This is a genomic window from Sphingomonas sp. (genome assembly GCF_041661825.1).
Taxonomy (GTDB): domain Bacteria; phylum Pseudomonadota; class Alphaproteobacteria; order Sphingomonadales; family Sphingomonadaceae; genus Sphingomonas.
In genome coordinates this window covers 80,663-96,738 of record NZ_JBAZTU010000004.1, presented here as the reverse complement: position 1 = coordinate 96,738, position 16,076 = coordinate 80,663, and the positions used below count along the sequence as shown (strand labels likewise).

At 66.9% G+C, this 16,076-nt stretch carries 20 protein-coding genes, 1 other RNA gene and 1 riboswitch; of the genes, 11 read left to right on the top strand and 10 right to left on the bottom strand.

Annotated features, from left to right (window positions below):
- Position 1 precedes the first annotated feature (1 nt).
- Together WC729_RS19030 and WC729_RS19025 are read right to left on the bottom strand one after the other, a co-directional pair.
- Entirely contained in the window at positions 2-1,171 is a 1,170-nt protein-coding gene (locus WC729_RS19030) for a hypothetical protein (protein ID WP_372855695.1), read from the bottom strand.
- A 9-nt stretch (positions 1,172-1,180) separates the two neighbouring features.
- Complete coding sequence (locus WC729_RS19025; RefSeq protein ID WP_372855693.1) at positions 1,181-1,864, bottom strand: helix-turn-helix domain-containing protein; 684 nt, start codon at positions 1,862-1,864, stop codon at positions 1,181-1,183.
- Between the two features lie 169 nt (positions 1,865-2,033).
- Between WC729_RS19025 and WC729_RS19020 the strand changes: the two genes are divergently transcribed.
- The 3 genes from WC729_RS19020 to WC729_RS19010 all read left to right on the top strand — a co-directional run bounded on the left by WC729_RS19020 (position 2,034) and on the right by WC729_RS19010 (position 4,062).
- Positions 2,034-2,981 carry a LysR family transcriptional regulator gene (locus WC729_RS19020; protein ID WP_372855691.1) on the top strand — a complete coding sequence of 316 codons (948 nt, stop codon included), beginning with the start codon at positions 2,034-2,036 and terminating at the stop codon, positions 2,979-2,981.
- Between the two features lie 112 nt (positions 2,982-3,093).
- A complete protein-coding gene (locus WC729_RS19015) occupies positions 3,094-3,804 on the top strand; it encodes an SDR family NAD(P)-dependent oxidoreductase (protein ID WP_372855689.1) in 711 nt (236 codons plus the stop codon).
- A 24-nt stretch (positions 3,805-3,828) separates the two neighbouring features.
- Positions 3,829-4,062: a 4-oxalocrotonate tautomerase family protein gene (locus tag WC729_RS19010; protein ID WP_372855687.1), complete on the top strand. Its 234-nt coding sequence runs from the start codon at positions 3,829-3,831 to the stop codon at positions 4,060-4,062.
- A 114-nt stretch (positions 4,063-4,176) separates the two neighbouring features.
- Here the strand turns inward: WC729_RS19010 and WC729_RS19005 are convergent, their stop codons facing one another.
- On the bottom strand, positions 4,177-4,773 hold the full coding sequence (locus tag WC729_RS19005; RefSeq protein ID WP_372855685.1) for an alpha/beta hydrolase: 597 nt from the start codon (positions 4,771-4,773) through the stop codon (positions 4,177-4,179).
- Positions 4,774-5,064: 291 nt separating this feature from the next.
- Positions 5,065-5,411, bottom strand: a transfer-messenger RNA (tmRNA) gene (ssrA, locus tag WC729_RS19000).
- Positions 5,412-5,452: 41 nt separating this feature from the next.
- On the opposite strand from ssrA, the gene WC729_RS18995 reads away from it, so the two are divergent.
- Entirely contained in the window at positions 5,453-5,884 is a 432-nt protein-coding gene (locus tag WC729_RS18995; RefSeq protein ID WP_372855684.1) for an Rrf2 family transcriptional regulator, read from the top strand.
- 37 nt (positions 5,885-5,921) lie between these two features.
- On the opposite strand, the gene mscL is transcribed toward WC729_RS18995, so the two are convergent.
- Positions 5,922-6,353, bottom strand: a complete 432-nt coding sequence (gene mscL, locus WC729_RS18990) for a large conductance mechanosensitive channel protein MscL (protein WP_372855683.1) — start codon at positions 6,351-6,353, stop codon at positions 5,922-5,924.
- 81 nt (positions 6,354-6,434) lie between these two features.
- Here mscL and WC729_RS18985 point away from each other — a divergent pair, with 81 nt between their 5' ends.
- The 5 genes from WC729_RS18985 to WC729_RS18965 are packed head-to-tail and all read left to right on the top strand — an operon-like array spanning position 6,435 to position 9,565.
- Positions 6,435-7,019 (top strand): LemA family protein, encoded by a 585-nt coding sequence (locus WC729_RS18985; RefSeq protein WP_372855681.1) that lies wholly within the window; start codon positions 6,435-6,437, stop codon positions 7,017-7,019.
- Positions 7,020-7,042: 23 nt separating this feature from the next.
- Positions 7,043-7,528 carry a YgcG family protein gene (locus WC729_RS18980; protein WP_372856629.1) on the top strand — a complete coding sequence of 162 codons (486 nt, stop codon included), beginning with the start codon at positions 7,043-7,045 and terminating at the stop codon, positions 7,526-7,528.
- Positions 7,525-8,373: a YgcG family protein gene (locus tag WC729_RS18975; protein ID WP_372855679.1), complete on the top strand. Its 849-nt coding sequence runs from the start codon at positions 7,525-7,527 to the stop codon at positions 8,371-8,373. Before WC729_RS18980 ends, WC729_RS18975 begins: the two co-directional genes overlap by 4 nt.
- Positions 8,373-9,053 carry a TPM domain-containing protein gene (locus tag WC729_RS18970; RefSeq protein WP_372855677.1) on the top strand — a complete coding sequence of 227 codons (681 nt, stop codon included), beginning with the start codon at positions 8,373-8,375 and terminating at the stop codon, positions 9,051-9,053. Before WC729_RS18975 ends, WC729_RS18970 begins: the two co-directional genes overlap by 1 nt.
- A complete protein-coding gene (locus WC729_RS18965; RefSeq protein WP_372855675.1) occupies positions 9,050-9,565 on the top strand; it encodes an NUDIX hydrolase in 516 nt (171 codons plus the stop codon). The genes WC729_RS18970 and WC729_RS18965 overlap by 4 nt, the downstream gene beginning before the upstream one ends.
- Positions 9,566-9,575: 10 nt before the next feature.
- Here the strand turns inward: WC729_RS18965 and WC729_RS18960 are convergent, their stop codons facing one another.
- The 4 genes from WC729_RS18960 to WC729_RS18945 are packed head-to-tail and all read right to left on the bottom strand — an operon-like array spanning position 9,576 to position 13,053.
- A complete protein-coding gene (locus WC729_RS18960) occupies positions 9,576-9,920 on the bottom strand; it encodes a nuclear transport factor 2 family protein (protein WP_372855673.1) in 345 nt (114 codons plus the stop codon).
- Positions 9,917-10,198, bottom strand: coding sequence for an ETC complex I subunit (locus tag WC729_RS18955; RefSeq protein WP_372855671.1), 282 nt, complete (start codon positions 10,196-10,198; stop codon positions 9,917-9,919). Before WC729_RS18955 ends, WC729_RS18960 begins: the two co-directional genes overlap by 4 nt.
- Positions 10,199-10,228: 30 nt before the next feature.
- Complete coding sequence (gene hrpB, locus WC729_RS18950; RefSeq protein ID WP_372856628.1) at positions 10,229-12,703, bottom strand: ATP-dependent helicase HrpB; 2,475 nt, start codon at positions 12,701-12,703, stop codon at positions 10,229-10,231.
- A complete protein-coding gene (locus tag WC729_RS18945; protein WP_372855669.1) occupies positions 12,700-13,053 on the bottom strand; it encodes a hypothetical protein in 354 nt (117 codons plus the stop codon). Before WC729_RS18945 ends, hrpB begins: the two co-directional genes overlap by 4 nt.
- 30 nt (positions 13,054-13,083) lie before the next feature.
- Between WC729_RS18945 and WC729_RS18940 the strand changes: the two genes are divergently transcribed.
- Entirely contained in the window at positions 13,084-14,082 is a 999-nt protein-coding gene (locus tag WC729_RS18940; protein WP_372855667.1) for a cation diffusion facilitator family transporter, read from the top strand.
- A 10-nt stretch (positions 14,083-14,092) separates the two neighbouring features.
- Here the strand turns inward: WC729_RS18940 and WC729_RS18935 are convergent, their stop codons facing one another.
- The gene (locus WC729_RS18935; protein ID WP_372855665.1) at positions 14,093-15,106 is read right to left on the bottom strand and encodes a polyprenyl synthetase family protein; all 1,014 of its coding nucleotides are present in this window, start codon (positions 15,104-15,106) and stop codon (positions 14,093-14,095) included.
- Between the two features lie 127 nt (positions 15,107-15,233).
- On the opposite strand from WC729_RS18935, the gene WC729_RS18930 reads away from it, so the two are divergent.
- Positions 15,234-15,518 (top strand): chorismate mutase, encoded by a 285-nt coding sequence (locus WC729_RS18930; protein ID WP_372855663.1) that lies wholly within the window; start codon positions 15,234-15,236, stop codon positions 15,516-15,518.
- A gap of 228 nt (positions 15,519-15,746) precedes the next feature.
- Positions 15,747-15,977: riboswitch (cobalamin riboswitch) on the top strand.
- Positions 15,978-16,076: the final 99 nt, after the last annotated feature.

Genomic DNA, 16,076 nt, shown 5'->3' with positions numbered 1-16,076 from the left:
CCTAGCTCCTGGTTTCCGCTGGCAGCGGCCACAGCGCATCGACTGGCCGCTCCAGCACGCGCGCGGCAACCGGATGGAACGCCGCCGGCGCCAGCCGGCCCTTGGCCGCGGCGTCGGCGAGCCATTGCTCGATCGACCCGCCAACGCGGATCCAGCGATCCTGCCGCAGCAGGCCGTAAAAGCCGGCCGCCAGCACATGCATGCCGTCGTCCGACCGGTGCCAGCGATCGGCCGGATTACGTGCGACACCCAGCGCTTCGCTGATCAGCTGGTCGAGCGCCTGGACGAGATCCTCGTTCAGCATGCCTTCCAGACTGGTGTAGCCCCAGCGCGGATCATGCTCGCGGACGATCTTCGTGATCAGCGGGTCGCGCCCAAAGATCGCGAGCGCGGCGGTGGCGGCCGGGCCGTCCATCCGGACCGGCGGGTGCAGCATCTCGTGCGCGGCGATCCGTACCGTGGTGGCCGTGTCATACTCGGCCGATTGCAGGAACATCTGGCCCTGCACCTTGATGCCGTGCGGCTTGCAGAACTGCAGCAGGACGATCTGGATTTCGGGGTCGAAGGTCCGGCCGGTCAGTTTTTCCTGCAGCGAGATCACGTCGAAATCCTTGAGCGCGCGCGCGACCTCGCCAATCCGCGCCTCCAGCCCGGCACCCATCCGCCCGGCCCGGAAGGCGGCAAAGCCTGCCGCGCGCATCGCGCTGAAGATCGCGTCGAGGCGCGGCGCCGCTGCCTCGAACCACGCCCAGTCCTTCGCCTCCCAATAGGGGCTGGCCTTGTAGCTCGGCAGGATCAGCGTGCTGCGTCCGCGGAGCGCGGTCAGCAGCGAATCGATCGTCGCGTCGTTGCCGTTCGCGGAGAACAGCACGGACAGGGTCGGGCCGAGCAGCCCGAAACCGGCTGTCCCTGCCTCTGCCCACAGCTTGGGAATATCGTTTCGCACTGCCTCGGGCAGTTTCGGTGCGAAGGCGGCGACATCCTCGCCATAGATGTCGGTGTAGAGCTTGGTGCCCGACAACGGCCCGAGAAAGGCGATCGCGTCGAACCCTTCGGACGACCGCACCTTCCATTTCGTGCGGTTGACCCGGGCCTGGCCCAGGGCTGGCGAGGTGATGGTCGAGGCAAGCAGCGCCGCAAGGGCGCCGGCGATGAAGGAACGGCGATGCATGCCCCTTCGCTAGCGGGGTTGGCCCGGGGTCTCTTGTACGGACTTGACCCTCAGCCGGTTCGGCGTGCTGCCGGTCAGCGCGACCATGGCATGAGTCAGGTGCGCCTGGTCGGCAAATCCGGTCTCGGCGGCGAGCGACGCGATCGACCCCTGCCAGCCAGGCAGCAGGCGCACGGCGCGCAAGGCGCGTTGCTCGAGGCGATAGCGCTTCGGGCTCGTTCCATAAGCACGCCGGAAGCCCCGGCTGAGCGATTCCGGCGCGAGCCCCAGGCTGTCGGCCCAGTCGGCGAGATGGCGATCTGGCTCCTCCGCCAGCGCAGCCGCGAGCAGATCCGGCCAGTCGTTCAGCCGCGTCGACGATGGCTCGAACATCGCGCGCAGCAAAGCGGCCGCGCCGTGCGGGTCGCGTTCGGCGAGCCGCGCCACCGCGTCGGGATTTTCGACCACGCCCATCGCCGCATCGATGCCCGGCCCGAGCAGCGGCAGGTTCAGCACGCTGGCGCCTGCGCGATCGAATCTATCCTGATGCGATTCATGCGCGCCGTGGATCACCGCATGACCCGCCTCGACCCGCACCCGGCCGCGATCCCCGGCCTCGATATAACCACCCGCCAGCACCAGCGCGACATAGCCCTCGCTATGGCGATGCCGCGCCATATGCTCGAACGCGCCGTGACGGGTGACACCGGTCATTGAGGATCCTTCGATTGCTCCCCGCAAGCTAGCATGGTGATCTTGATCCCAAAATCGGTGGACGTTCGAACGGCACGGATTACCGGCCGGGCGCACGGTGTATCCTTGTCTGAATGGGCAGAATGTCGGACGATGGTGCTCCACTATTCCGCCAACCGGAAGGATCGGCATGGACCGGATCGATGCGATGAAGGTCTTCGTCGCCGCGCTCGAAGAGGGCAGTCTTGCCGGTGCCGGCCGGCGGCTCGGGCGGTCGCCCGCCGCGGTCAGCCGCGCGATCGCTTTCCTGGAGAACCATGTCGGTGCCGAACTGCTGCATCGGACGACGCGCTCGATGAAGCTCAGCGAAGCGGGCGAGCGCTATGCCGCGGCGTGCCGGCGCGTGCTGACCGATCTCGAAGAGGCGGACCTGAGCGTCGCGGACGAACGCGCCGCCCCGCGCGGCGTGCTCACGGTGTCGGCGCCGCCGATCAGCGGCGAGGAGATATTGCGCCCGATCGTCGACGCCTATCTGGAAGCCTATCCGGCGGTGTCGGTGAACCTCGTCCTGCTCGATCGCCACGCCAATCTGGTCGAGGAAGGGATCGATATCGCGCTCCGCGTCGGCGAGCTGCCGGATTCGTCGATGATCGCGGTCCGGATCGGCGGCGACGTCAAACGCGTGATCGTCGCCTCGCCGCGCTATCTCGCGGCCAATCCGCGCATCGTCGAGCCCGGCGACCTGGCCCGCCACCGGATCGTCACCACCACGCATTTCGGGCAGGAGGCCTGGATATTCCCGCCGGCCGCCGGCAGCTCGGTCCCGCGCTCGATCCATTTCAGGCCTAGGCTGGTGGTCAACAGCGTGCGCGCCGCGCTCGCCTCGGCGGTCCAGGGCATCGGGGTCACGCGGCTCTATACCTATCACGTCGCCGAACAGGTCGAGCAGGGCGCGCTGCGCATCATCCTGCGCGATGCCGAGCCGCCGGCCCTGCCGGTCCATCTGCTCACCCCGCATGGTCGCACCTCGGTACCCAAGGTCCGCGCCTTCATGGATTTCGCGGCCCCGCGCCTCCGCGCCGAATTCGCCCGCCTGTCGGCCCAGGCCGGGGCTTTGGCGGCGAATTCTTCCGTTTAACGGAAGAGTATCCACCGAACAGCGAATATTCTGCCGGATATCGCGCGGTCCTAAATGATGTCCACCGGCGGCACCCCGCCAGCCGGAGCATCATTTCGAGGCCCATTTTCCCATGAACGAAGCACAGAAAGTCGCCGTCGTCACCGGCGCATCGCAGGGCATCGGCGCCGCGCTGGTCAAGGCCTATCGCGACCGCAATTACCGCGTGATCGCCACGTCGCGCTCGATCGAGCAGGGCAATGACCCCGATATCGTCGCCGTCGCCGGCGATGTGGGCGATCCCGCCACTGCAAAGCGAGTCGTGGCAGAGGCGCTGTCGCGCTTCGGCCGCATCGACACGCTGATCAACAATGCCGGCATCTTCATCGCCAAACCCTTCACCGACTACACGGCCGAGGATTTCGCGGGGAAGGTCGCGACCAACCTGGCTGGCTTCTTCCATGTCACCCAGGCGGTGGCCGCCGAGATGCTGCAGCAGGGCAGCGGCCATATCGTCAGCATCACGACCAGCCTGACCGACAACCCCATCGCAGGCGTGCCGACCGCGCTCGCCAATCTCACCAAGGGCGGGATCAACTCCGCGACCAAGGAATTGGCGATCGAATATGCCCAGCAGGGCATCCGCGTGAACGCGGTCTCGCCGGGCGTGATCAGGACGCCGATGCACGCGCCGGAGTCGCTCGACTTCCTCGCCGGCCTTCATCCGATGAAGCGGTTGGGCGAGATCCGCGATGTGGTCGACGCCGTGCTGTACCTCGAATCCGCCGGCTTCGTGACGGGTGAGATTCTGCACGTCGATGGCGGCCAGAGCGCCGGTCATTAAGGTTCAGCACAAGGAGAAGTCACCATGCCGATCGTCACCATCCAGATCACGCGCGAGGGGGCCGGCCCCGGCCGCGACTCCGTCACCGCCGAGGAAAAGGCCGCCCTCATCGCCGGGGCAAGCCAACTTCTGCTCGATGTCCTTCACAAGCCGGTCGAGTGGACCTTCGTCGTGATCGAGGAAGTCGATACCGAAAATTGGGGCTGGGGCGGCTTGCCGGCCCTGGAATATCGCAAGCGCCTGGCGAGCGGCGGCTGACCCGGCCCTAGCAGCGAAAACCCAGCTGGATGAATCGCCCCCTACCTTTCCCCGGGTTTCATGAAGGTGCCAGCTTCATGGAACCCGACGGAAAGGCCCGATCCTGGCGATCGGTTACCGAACGCTTTCGAGCCGCGCCGCCACCGCCGTGTCGAGTGCGGTGCCGGTGCCACTGGTCGCCGCGGCGTCGAACAGGCCCAGCAACTGCAACAGCCGGTCCTCGGCCGCCGTCCCGCCGCCACGCCGGTTGCTCGGGTGAGATCCCGGTACCGCGCCGGCATCGACGAAACGGCTGCCCCAATTATCGGCCAGCGCCAGCACCTGCTCGATCATCGACGACGGGTCGCTCGCGACGACGGAGGGGAAGGGCAATTTGGTCGCCGGGCTCACGCGCGCCTTGGCCGCGATCGCCGCCTGGCCGAAGCCGATGCTCAGCGGCGACAGGAACACCGCGCCGCGGATATGCTCGAGATAACTGCGCGGCGAGAGTTGCGCCCACCACGCCACGGCCAGGCAGGCCACGCCCTGGGCAAGCAGGACGATCGGCTCGCGCGAGCGGGTCATCGCCGTATCGAGCTGCTGTGCCCAGCGACCGCTATGGAATTTCGAGAGGTCGAGCTCGACCTTTTGCACGGGCAGCGAGAGCGTGGGATCGCCGCGTGCCACGATCAGGATTGGAAGCGGACGGTCGGCAGACGAATCAAGGTCCATGACAGCTCTCCCGGTATCGGGCGTAGCCGCGGCCGCTTTTTTTGAGCGTGCCGACTCGACTTCGCCCCCGTCCACAACGCTATTCCTACTGGCCGGGTGGGCAATAGGCTTGCGCCAGAATGAAGGCAGGTCGAGCCAAGCTGCCGGGAGTCCGGCGGCGCGCCGCGCAGAGAGGAAACAACCACTGCTCTGGCTGCTTCAGGGGAGGAGCCACGGGGCGTCCCCATGGGGAGAGGTTCAAGAAAAAAGGAAAGTGGGGAGCTTCTGTTGCTCGGTGCCCCCCGTACCGCCGGTGTCCGCTTCTGTTGCCCGGTGCGGCCCGAACCGCGCTTTCGTCCTTAGTAAACTAGACCGTTAGGTCCGGTTTACGCGGCAATCGCGAGTGCTTCGTTATCGTTAGCACTTGTGGTTTTGAGCCTTTTACAGGTTACTCAGCCCGGGCAAAAACAGCGCTTTTCAATACACGTCGATCCTGGTTCGACCCCGTCATGACCGGTCCCGAAGGGCCGGTTGTGGTGGAGTCGCCGGGTACTGCCCCCGGGTCCGCTGCATCTATTGTACGCCGCAATTTATCACCATAGCCGACGGCGAACCGGCGGCATGCTCAATATAGGCGTTGTAAACATAATGAAAAGCCCGCCTTTCGCTCGCCACAATATGAGTCCATATCGGTCATGCTATGTTGACTCAGCGTTCCCGTTACGCGCTCCGCGCGATGATCTTTCTGGCTGAGGCGCCCGCGGGCGGTCCCCCCATCCCGATGAACCGTATTGCGGCTGAGGCGAATGTCCCGCGCAAGTTCCTCGAGCTGATCCTGGCCGATCTGCGCGAGGCAGGCTTTCTGCACAGCCACCGCGGCAAGATGGGCGGTTACTGCCTGTCGCGCCCGACTCACCTCATTTCGCTCGGCGAGATCATCCGCGTGATCGAAGGGCCGCTTGCGCTGGTGCCCTGCGTCAGCCGTACCGCCTATCGTCCCTGCCGTGACTGCAAGGACGAGGCGAGCTGTGCCATCCGTCATGCGATGGCCCGTGTGCGCGACGAGACCGCGCGCATCCTCGACGGCACCAGCCTGGCCGATTCCCGCGCCGAGGACCTCGCCGCGGCATAAACCCTTCCCTCTCCCGCAAGGGGAGAGGGCGTGAGGCTCAGCGCTTCTTCAGTTCGTCCCGGATCTCGCGCAGCAGCGTGACGTCCGCCGGCTCGGCGGCGGGCTCGGCAGGTGCTTCTTCCGGCTTCGCGATCAGCTTGTTCGCGGCGCGCACGATCAGGAAGATGATGAAGGCCAGGATCAGGAAATTGACGGCCTGGGTGATGAACGCGCCATAGCCGAACACCGGCACGCCGGCCTTTTTCAGCGCGGCATAATCGGTCGATCCGGCCAGCGCCTCGGGTACCTTGCCCAGCACGACGAAATAGCTGGAGAAGTCGAGCCCGCCGAAGATCTTGCCGATCACGGGCATCAGCACATCGTCGGTCAGCGAGGTCACGATCTTGCCGAAGGCGGCGCCGATGATCACCGCCACGGCGAGATCCAGCACGTTGCCCCGGGCGATGAATGCCTTGAACTCCTTGAACATGCGACGCCTCCATCCGATTTCACTTCCGCGTGCCTAGGCTAGTCGCCTATCATGGGCGCGCAAGGGTTGGAGGGATTGTTCATGAAATACCGTGCCGTCTTCGCGCTGATGTCCGCCATCGCGCTCTCCGCCTGCGGCCTCAACAGCGTCCCCACGGCCGAGGAAAACGCCAAGGCGCGCTGGGCCGATGTGCAGAACACCTATCAGCGCCGCGCCGATCTTATTCCCAATCTCGTCGCCACGGTGAAGGCCGCCGGCGCGCAGGAAAAGGATATCCTGGTGCAGGTGACGCAGGCGCGCGCCTCGGCATCGCAGGTCAAGCTGTCGGGCGACGATCTCACCGATCCGGCCAAGGTGGCGGCCTATGAGCGGGCGCAGGCCGGCGTGACGCTGAATCTCCAGCGCCTGCAGGAGGCCTATCCCGAGCTGAAGAGCCAGGGCAATTACACGACCTTGATGAGCCAGCTCGAGGGTACCGAGAACCGCATCACGATCGCACGCAAGGACTATAACGACGCGGTGCAGGCCTATAATACCCGTATCCGCACCTTCCCTGACGCGATCGGTGCGAAGGTGTTCTACGGTTCGAAGCCAATGGCGCCCTTCCAGGCGACCACACCGGGCGCCGAAACGGCCCCGACGGTCAATTTCGGGAACGCCAGCTGATCCGATCGCTCGCCCTGTTGCTGGTGCTGACCGGGTGCGGAACATCCGCCCCGGCCAAGCCCGTCGCGCCCGCGGGATATGATTTTCCGACTCTGTCGGATCGCGTCGTCGATGCCGCGAATCTCATACCGGCCTCGTCGCGGTCTTTGCTGTCCGACAGGTTGGCGAAGCTCGAAAAGGACACCGGGCACCAGTTCGTCGTCGTCACGGTCACTGGTCTGGGTGGCCACACGATTGAGGATTACGGGGTTACCATGCTGCGAAGCTGGGGCATCGGCCGCAAGGGCATCAACGACGGCGTGATGCTCATCGTCGCGCCGAACGAGCGCAAGGTTCGTATCGAGGTCGGCTACGGCCTCGAGAAGGCACTGCGCGACGAAGAAGCGAAGACCATCATCGACACCGCGATCCTGCCGGCATTTCGCGCGGGCGACTATCCGCGCGGCATCGCCGTCGGGGTGGACGGCGTGATTCGTGAGATAACGCCTGCACAAAGGCTCGCCGCATGAACCGTTTCCTTCGCCTGATGCTGGCAGTGGCCTTGACGCTGCTCTTTGGGCTTCAGGCTGCGTCCGCCCAGACCATTCCCAAGCTCACTGGCCGGGTGGTCGACGACGCCAAGCTGCTGTCGCCCGAGCAGGCGGCTCAGCTAACCCAATTATCCGGCGACATCGAAAAGGCATCGTCGCGCCAGTTCGTGGTCGCGACGATCCCGGATCTCCAAGGCTATCCGATCGAGGATTATGGCAACAAGCTGATCCGCGGCTGGGCCATCGGGCAAAAGGGCGCGAACAACGGCATTATCCTGATCGTTGCCCCGAATGAACGCAAGGTCCGGATCGAGGTGGGCTATGGCCTTGAACCGATCATGACCGACGCGCTGTCGAGCATGATCATCAACGAGACGATCCTGCCGAGATTCAAGGCCGGGGATATGGCCGGCGGCATTGTCGCCGGAGCCGAAGCGGTCAGCGAGCAGATGAAGCTGCCGCTCGAGGCTGCGGAGGCGCGGGCCGTGCAGCAGGTGAGCAAGCCCGCCGCACGGTCCCGATCGAACGACAGCGGAACCAGTATCCCGTTCGTCGTGATCTTCTGGATCATCGTGGTCGCGTTCATTGTCCTGTCCCGTTTCCGGCGGGGTACGAGCGGTCGGCGCTATCGAAGCGGCGTCGCTCCGGTGATCCTGTGGGGGCCGGGGCTGGGTGGTGGATCCGGCGGCGGCTGGGGCAGCGGCTGGAGCAGCGGCGGCGGTTCCGACTGGGGCGGTGGTGGCGGTTCCGACTGGGGCGGCGGCGGAGGCTTCTCGGGCGGCGGCGGCTCCGGCGGGGGCGGCGGGGCGTCGGGGAGCTGGTGATGGCGCGAATCGAGCATTTGAACGCCGAGGGGCACAAGCTGGTCGCCGATGCGGTCACCCGCGCAGAAGAAGGTACTGACGGCGAGATCGTGACGATCGTGAGCGAGCGATCGGACCAGTACCATGATGCTGCTCTCCATTACGCCTTTGCCGCGGCGCTTGCGGTGATCGCGCTTGCGGCGATGAGCCCGGGAACGTTCGAGGCGAAATTCGCCTGGTTCTCCAACGGCTGGGGCGAGGTTAGTGCTCGCACTATCCTCTTCTCGGTGCTGATCGCCGAGACGATCGTTTTTCTGATCGTCCGCTACGCGCTGGCCTGGGCGCCGTTGCGCATGGCCCTGACCCCGCGCGCCACGCGGGCGCGGCGCGTGCGGCGGCGGGCGATCCAGTATTTCAAGGTCGGGGCGGAACGCCGCACCCAGGCGCGCGTCGGCATCCTGCTCTATCTCTCGCTCGACGAGCGCATGGCGGAGATCGTCGCTGACGAGGCGATCCACAAGGTAGTGCCGGCCGAGCGCTGGGGCGACGCGATGGCAGCGTTGGTCGACGAAGTACGTCTCGGCCGCCCGGCCCAGGGCATGGCCGCGGCGGTCGCGCAGATCGGCACGATCCTGTCCGAGAATTTCCCCAAGACCGAAACCGACCGCAACGAACTTCCGGACAGGTTGATTGAGCTATGAGTGAACCCGCCGAGACGGTCTGGGCTGGCAAATACATCGTCGTGAAGAAGCAGGGGACCTGGGAATATGTCTCCCGCGCGCGCGGCATCCAGGCGGCGGTGATCCTCGCGATCGACGACGGCGAGGTGATCCTGGTCGAGCAGTACCGGGTGCCATTGGGCAAGCGCTGCATCGAGCTTCCCGCGGGCCTGGTCGGCGACGAGGAGGAAGGCGAGGCTCCCGAGGCGTCCGCCGCGCGCGAGCTGGAGGAAGAGACCGGCTATCGCCCGGACAAGGTCGAGACGATCGGCTATTTCCAGTCTTCGCCCGGCATGGTCTCGGAAGGTTTCACCCTGGTGCGTGCGACCGGGCTGACCAAGGTGAGCGAAGGCGGCGGGCACGGCGATGAGGACATCACCGTCCACCGCGTGCCGCTGGATGGGATCGTCGATTTCGTCGCGGCCAAGCGGGCCGAGGGCGTCGCGATCGACGTTCGGATGTTCCTGCTGCTGAGCCCGTCGATCCTGGGGTGACGTCGCAGGGCTAGGCCTTCTGCGCCGCCTCGAAACTGAGCCGGTCCCAATAGCCGCGCTGAAGCGCGATATGGCCGTCGATCACATGGAAGAAGCCGCAGCCGCGCAGGCCGTTCGGGTCGCGCCATTCCAGGATCGCCCATTCGCCGTCCTCGAACAGGTTTTCGGGCACGCATTCCATCGTCGCAGCGGCGAATTCGCGTTCGAACATCGCGCGGATCGCGTCGCGGCCATGGACGGGTTCGAGCGCTACCTGGTGATTGGTCGCATCGGGCCGGTACAGGGCGGCCAGTGCGTCGACATCGGCATTATTGAAAGCGGCGATCCAGCGCCGCACCAGCAGCTTGGGCGTCACCGGAAATTGTCGGCATAGGCCTGGAGCTTGAGTTTCCGTTCGGGCGCCGCGATCACGGTGAAGGCCAGGCCTTCGCGCTCGGCATAGGCGATCGCCGCTTCCTGCGTGGGGAAGCCGAGCCGGACCTGCTCGCGCGTGTCGCCCGAACCTGCCCAGCCGGTCAGCGGGTCCGGGCGCTTGGCTTCGGCGGGCGAGAATTCGAGCAGCCACGCATCGGTGCGCGCGCGGCCCGATTGCATCGCGTTCTTGGGGCGCTGGTAGATGCGGGCGGTGGCCATGGTCTTGTCCTCGAAACTCTCCTGCGCCCTCTATCGCGGTTGGGCGCGGCGTGCATCCGCATTTTTCGTCCGGGTAGTCGGCGCCGCCCCGGCGGGGTCGTCGGGCCAGGGATGACGGGGATAGCGCCCGCGCATCTCCCTGGCGACTGCGGCCCAGCTGCCCGCCCAGAAACCGGGCAGGTCGCGCGTTGTCTGGATCGGCCGGCCGGCGGGCGAGGTGAGGCTCAGCACCAATGGCACGCGCCCGCCCGCGATGCTGGGGTGGGCCGCGAGGCCGAACAGCTGCTGGGGGCGGAGCTCGACCCGGGGGCCGCCTTCGGCTGCATAGTCGATCGGGTGGCTGGTCCCGGCGGGCGAATGGAAATGCGTCGGTGCCAGCGTGTCGAGCGTCCTGAGCGTATCCCAACCGATCACCGCACGCAGCGATTCGGCCAGCACGCCGGTATCGAGTGCGTCGAGGCGCCTTTTGCCAGCCAGCAGCGGAACCAGCCATTCGTCGGCGCGGGCGAGCAGGTGCGCTTCGTCGATCTCGTCCACTGACCCGCCTGCCTCGCGGACAAAGGCGATGCGATCGAGCAGTGCGCGGGCCGCCTCGCTCCAGGGCAGCAGGGAGAAGCCGCCGGCTTGCACACCGGCGAGCAAGGCAGCAGCGATCTCCTCCGGATTGGCGTTTGAATCCGGCCCGCTTGAGAGCCGGATCGCGCCGAGGCGACGTTCGCGCAACGCCTGCACCCCGCCGGTCGCCGGATCGAAGCGGACGCTGCGCCGGGTTTCGATGCGGTCGCCGAAGAGCGACTCGACCGTGGCGAGGTCGATCGGCGCGGCGGAGAGGATGCGCGCGCCGGAGGCCATGCCTTGCGTTTCGGCGACGGCGAGCCATTCGTTGCGGGCGAGCGAGGAGGTGGGATCGAGCTTGAACCCGCGTCCGCCCGCCGAGGCCCAGGTCTCGCCGCTGGAGTCGCGGCGCTTGGCGATGCGGTCGGGGAAAGCGAGAGAGACCGCGACGGCTACTGCTTCTCCTCCTCCCGCTCGCGGGTCGGGGGTGAGAGGGACCAGGAGAGAGGCCCACCGCTTCGCCAATTTCCGTCCGCCTTCGGCTCGTGGTCCGCGTTCCGTGCGCCAGCGCCTGAGGCGACTCTCCAGGTCCACATCATTGCCGCCGAGCCCGCGCTCACCGAGCAGCACTGCAACCTCGGCCGCCGTCCCGGCCAGCCCGATCTCGCCGGCGCGCACCAGCATGTGCCCGAGTCGCGGCGGCAGCGGCAGGCGAGCGATGGCTTTGCCATGCGGGGTCGGCCGGCCATCCGCGTCGATCGCCTCCAGCACGGTCAAGCGGCTGCGCGCCTCGTCGATCGCGGCGGCGGGGGGTGGGTCGAGCCAGGCGAGGGTACGCGGATCGGCCACGCCCCACAGGGCGCAGTCGAGCGTCAAGGCCGACAGGTCCGCTTCCAATATCTCGGGCGGATCGAAGCGCGGGAGGCCGGCGGTCGCCGCTTCCTCCCATAGCCGGTAGGCGACGCCTGGCATCTGCCGCGCGGCGCGACCGGCACGCTGGGTCACGGCGGCCTGGCTCGCCCGTTCGGTGACGAGGCGGGTCATGCCGGCCGCCCGGTCGTAGCGCGGCCGACGGGCCAGCCCCGAATCGACCACCACGGAGATGCCGTCGAGCGTCAGGCTGGTCTCGGCGATCGAGGTGGCGAGCACGATCTTACGCCGCCCCTGTGGGTCGGGTGCGATCGCGGCGCGCTGGGCGCCGGGGTCGAGGCTACCGTGCAGCCGGTGCAGCACGATGTCGCCGCCCAGCCCGTCGATCCGCTCGGCGGTGCGCTCGATCTCGGCCACACCGGGCAGGAAGGCAAGCACACCGCCTGTCTCTTCGCGCAGCGCCAGTTTGATTGCGCCCGCGACTGAATCTTCGATCCGCGCCTCCGCCGCGCGGCCGATATGGCGGAGCGTCAGGGGGTGGCTGCGGCCCTCGCTTTCGATCACCGGCGCGCCGCTCATCAGGGTCGAGAAACGCGCGCCATCGAGCGTCGCCGACATGGCGACGATCCGCAGGTCGGGCCTGAGCGCACCCTGCGCATCGAGGGCGAGCGCCAGCCCGAAATCGCTGTCGAGGCTGCGCTCATGCACTTCATCGAACAGCACCGCGGAGACGCCGGCCAGTTCCGGATCGGCCTGGATGCGGTTGACGAAGATGCCCTCGGTGACGACCGTCACGCGCGTCTCGGCCGAGCGCTTCGAATCCATCCGCGTGGCGTAACCGAAGGTCTTGCCGACCGGCTCGCCCGCCAGCATCGCCATGCGCTCGCCCGCCGCCCGCGCAGCCAGGCGCCGCGGCGAGAGCAGGAGGATTTCGCCGGTGCACCATGGCTCGCCGAGCAAGACAGGCGCCACCGCCGTGGTCTTGCCCGCACCCGGCGGCGCGACCAGCACGGCGTTGGACCCGACCCGCAACGCGGCGAGCAGGTCCGGCAGCACGGCATGGATCGGGAGGGAAATCAGCGGAATTCCTGCGTCACGACGATCTCGCCGATGATCGCCGCGTTGAACGCGGGCAGGTCCTCGGCCGGGATCCAATATTCCAGATGCGCGCGGCCGCCCGCTTCCTGAACGGCATGCGCGTCGAGATAGTCCTTCCGCACCTCGAAGCGCGTGACATAGCCCGATCCACTCGCCTTCACGTTCCAGTCGCGCGCGATCTTCACGGCATAGGCCTCGGTCAGCACCGGATAGAAGATCGGCTGTTCGGGCAGACGCGGCGGGAAGGCGCGGAAGCCTGATTGCTCGATCAGGGCCAGTTCCTTCGGCCCGACGGGTCGCCACAAGGTGACGGTTTCGATCTCGTCGCTCATTTCGATGTCCTAGCATATCGCGGGCGAGCGATGGTACGTCCCTGGCAACAGACGGAGAATCGCGTGGCCGACCACAGCCATCATCACGGCCATTCGCATAGCCATAGCCATGGGCATCACGGCCATTCCCACGCGCCTGCGTCCGGCCATGACCGCGCCTTTGCTATCGGCATCGCGCTCAATCTGGGCTTTGTCGTCACCGAGGCGGCGTTCGGTTTCATCGCGGATTCGGTCGCGCTGCTGGCGGATGCGGGGCATAACCTGTCCGATGTGCTGGGGCTGGCGGTCGCCTGGGGTGCGGTCGCGCTGGGGCGCAAGGCGGCGACGAAGCGCTTCACTTATGGACTGAAGGGCACGACGATCCTCGCCGCGCTGACCAACGCGCTGCTGCTGCTCGTCGCGCTCGGGGCGATCGTGCTGGCGGCGGCGCAGCGCATGGCCGCACCGGCGCCGGTCGAGGGCGGCACCGTCGCGATCGTCGCGGCGATCGGCATCGTGGTGAATGTCGCGACCGCCCTGTTATTCGTGCGCGGGAGCAAGAACGACATCAACATCCGCGGTGCCTTCCTGCACATGGCGGCCGATGCGGCGGTGTCGGCGGGCGTGGTGGTCGCCGGGCTTGCCATCCTGTGGACCGGCGAGCTGTGGATCGATCCGATCGTCAGCATCGCCATTGCCGCGCTGATCTTCTGGCAGACCTGGGGCTTGCTGCGCGAATCGGTCGAGATGTCGCTCGGCGCGGTGCCGCGGCAGATCGATTACGACAAGGTGCGCATGTCGCTGCGCACCTTGCCGGGCGTCGCGCGGGTCCATCACGTCCATATCTGGCCGATGAGCACGACCGAGACGGTGCTGACCGCGCATCTGGTGATGCCCGACGGCCATCCGGGCGACGCGTTCCTGGGCGAAGCGCAGGAGATGCTGAAGCACCGTTTCGATATCGGCCATGCGACGTTGCAGGTGGAGATCATCGGCAGCGAGAGCGACCCGCTACCCTGTGCACCGGCGGTGGAGACTCACCGGCACTGACCGGCGCGGCCTAGTAAGCGCGCGCCACCGCGAATTCGACGGCTTCGACCATCGCGTCCTTGGCCTGGCTCGGGGCGAAGCTGCCGATCGCGTCGATCGCGCGCTGGCCGTAATGGCGCGCCCGGGCGAGCGTGTCGTCGACCGCGCGGGTCGAGCGGATCAGCGAGACCGCGTGCGCAAAATCCTCGTCGCTGGAACGGTGCCCCTCGATCGCGGCCTTCCAGAACGCCCGGTCCTCGACGCTGCCGCGCGCATAAGCGAGGATGACGGGCAAAGTGGACTTGCCTTCGCGGAAATCGTCGCCGGCGTCCTTGCCCATCGTGCCCGCGTCCGAGACATAGTCGATCGCGTCGTCAACGAGCTGGAAGGCGATGCCGAGATTGCGGCCATAAGCGTCGAGCGCCATTTCCTCGGCCTCGGGGCGTTCCGCGACGACCGCGGCGATGCGGCAGGCGGCGGCGAACAGGGCGGCTGTCTTTGCGCCGATGATGTCGAGATAGCGTTCCTCGCCGATGTCGATCCGGCGCGCGGCGGTGAGCTGATTGACCTCGCCCTCGGCGATGATCGCGCTGGCGCCCGACAGGATCTTCAGCACCTTGAGGCTGCCGTCCTCGACCATCAGCTCGAACGAGCGGCTGAACAGGAAATCGCCGACCAGCACGCTGGCCGGATTGCCCCAGATGAGGTTGGCGGTGCGCTTGCCGCGGCGCAGGTCGGATCCGTCGACCACATCGTCGTGCAGCAGCGTGGCGGTGTGGATGAACTCGACCGCGGCGGCGAGGCGGTGATGCCGCGCGCCGGTATAGCCCAGCAGGCGCGCGCTCGCGAGCGTCAGCATCGGGCGCATGCGCTTGCCGCCGCCGGCAATCAGGTGACCGGCCAGCTCCGGGATCAGCGGGATCTCGGACTGCATCCGCGACAGGATCACGGCGTTGACGAGGTTCAGGTCGCCAGCAACCAGTTGCACCATCGGTTCGAGCGACGGCTGGCGCTGGGCATCGAGGCGGTGGATCGTGGCGCTCATGGTGCCTGCGATGTGGCCGCATGGCCGGGCAAAGGCAAGCCTTTGCGGGCGTGAACGTCAGCCTTTCGGGGTTGCGTGTCGCCGCGCCTATCCGCAAAAGGCCCGGCGAACTGGTGGGGACGGCAAGGTGACCGACGAAACGCTCAGCGGCTATCGCCAGAGCATCGACAATATCGACGCGGCGCTGGTCTTCCTGCTCGCCGAGCGGTTCAAGGTGACTCAGGCAGTCGGCCGCTACAAGGCGACCGCGGGGCTGCCCCCGGCCGATCCGGGCCGCGAGGATGCGCAGATCACCCGGCTGCGCGGGCTGGCCAAGCAGGCGAACCTCGATCCCGATTTCTCCGAGAAATTCCTGCGCTTCATCATCGACGAAGTGATCCGCCACCACGAGCGGGTGCGCGACGAGGGATAACGCGGCGGAGATCGCCGCGACCTCGGCGCCCGGGCCGATGCCGGCGTGTGACAAAATTCGGTGCCGATTTCTGCGCCCCTGTTGGATTTTCACGAGGGAGAAGGCCGCGAAAGCGCGCCTTTTCTGTTGGAGACTTTTGTCACACCCCTGGAGGGGTACGCGCATTTTGCATCATATAACGATATAAAGAATTCTTTATATGATGCTTGACGCGGCGCGCGCGATGGCTATCCTTGTGACTGTCGAGGTTCTCCGTCCGGTTGTCGGGCGGAGCTAAGACGGGAAGCCGGTGACGGCGCGCGCTCGCAAGGGTTCGCGTCCATTCCGGCGCTGCCCCCGCAACTGTGAGCGGTGAGCGGCGATCCATTTCGTGTCACTGGTCCAGGCAAGGGACCGGGAAGGCCGGATCGTCGCATCGACCCGCGAGCCAGGAGACCTGCCTCGTCAGATAACGTCCTCCGGCGGGGTGTCCGGTCAGGCCGCGTGCAGCACCGCGCCCTGGCTTGCCATGGGGCGTCGGCCCGTTGTCGCGCGTCCGGCCGTCACCTTGCCCAACGC